The 1266-nt window shown below is 68.6% G+C and carries 2 protein-coding genes and 1 tRNA gene; 1 reads left to right on the top strand and 2 read right to left on the bottom strand.

The window, feature by feature from the left end:
* A partial coding sequence (locus tag G6024_RS11860; RefSeq protein ID WP_235027881.1) for a polyprenyl synthetase family protein occupies positions 1-327 on the bottom strand: 327 nt, incomplete at its 3' end.
* Between the two features lie 199 nt (positions 328-526).
* A tRNA-Tyr gene (locus G6024_RS11855) sits at positions 527-608 on the bottom strand.
* Between the two features lie 192 nt (positions 609-800).
* On the opposite strand from G6024_RS11855, the gene G6024_RS11850 reads away from it, so the two are divergent.
* The coding region (locus G6024_RS11850) for a YajQ family cyclic di-GMP-binding protein (protein WP_159148784.1) at positions 801-1266 on the top strand (466 nt) is incomplete at its 3' end.

Below are 1266 nucleotides of genomic sequence, written 5' to 3'. Positions count from 1 at the left end.
CCCGGCGGCCTCGGTCCCGATCCCCCCGGCGGTGGCCCGCGCGGTGGTGCGGCCCTGCAGGTTGGGCTGGCCGCGGCGCTGGTCGTCCCCGTCCGCCAGGTCGTCATGGACGAGGAACGCCTCGTGCAGCAGTTCCAGAGCCCGGCCCGCGGCGGCCCGCACGGCCTCGTCGGCGCCCCCGGAGGTGGTGTACACGGCGTCGAAGAGCGCGGAGCGCATCCCCTTGCCGGAGCGGGTGGTCCGCCCCAGGTCATCGGCCCATTCTTCCACTGCGGAACCCAGGCCGGCCGGCAGGTCGCCGGCCGTCATCCGATGTGCGGCGGTCATCGAAAGGAGTGTCATGTCCGGTGGTTCGGAGCCGGGGCCGTCGTGGATACGTCTCACCTCGATTCTTCTCGACGAGATGCGGCGTGACAGGTCGTGAGGCCGTGACTCTGGGGACCGCGCGTGGTCATATTTTCACAGATCCTCGGGCGACGAGTCCCGAAATGCACGAAGACCCCCGCTTGTGGCGGGGGTCTCCGAGTGCCAGATGATGGATTCGAACCAACGTAGGCTAAGCCGACGGATTTACAATCCGCTCCCTTTGGCCGCTCGGGCAATCTGGCGTGCACCTCAAGGGCGCTACGACACGATACAACGCCCGTGACCCCCGTTGCCAAATCGGGGCACTCAGGGGTGGTGCGGCGGCGACTCCCGGCCCCGCGCGTGGCGGCCTCGGGCCCTGGCCGTGGCCGCCTCGGGCCCCGGCCGTGGCGGGTAGCCTGACCGGGACATCCCCCAACGACAGGAGTACGTCCATGGCCTCGGAGTCCTCGTTCGACATCGTCTCGGAGTTCGACCGCCAGGAGGTGGACAACGCCCTGAACCAGGCCGCCAAGGAGCTGGGCACCCGCTACGACTTCCGCGGGACCGACGCGAGCATCGAGTGGAAGGGCGAGGACGCGGTGGAGATCGTCGCGAACTCCGAGGACCGTGTGCTGGCCGCCAAGGACGTCTTCGTGGAGAAGTTGGTGCGCCGCGGGCTGAGCATGAAGGCGCTCGAGGTGGGCGACCCGATGCCGTCGGGCAAGTCGTTCCGCCTGGTCGGCTCGCTCAAGCAGGGCATCGACAAGGAGAACGCCAAGAAGATCACCAAGCTGCTGCGCGACGAGGGCCCCAAGGGCGTCAAGGCGCAGATCCAGGGCGAGGAGATCCGTGTGTCGTCCAAGAAGCGCGACGACCTGCAGGAGTGCATCTCGCTGCTCAAGGGTGCCGACTTCGAGG

Source organism: Dietzia maris, assembly GCF_014144855.1.
Taxonomy (GTDB): Bacteria; Actinomycetota; Actinomycetes; order Mycobacteriales; family Mycobacteriaceae; genus Dietzia; species Dietzia kunjamensis.
The sequence above is the reverse complement of the archived record's forward strand: the minus strand, read 5'-3'. Positions and strand labels throughout refer to the sequence as shown.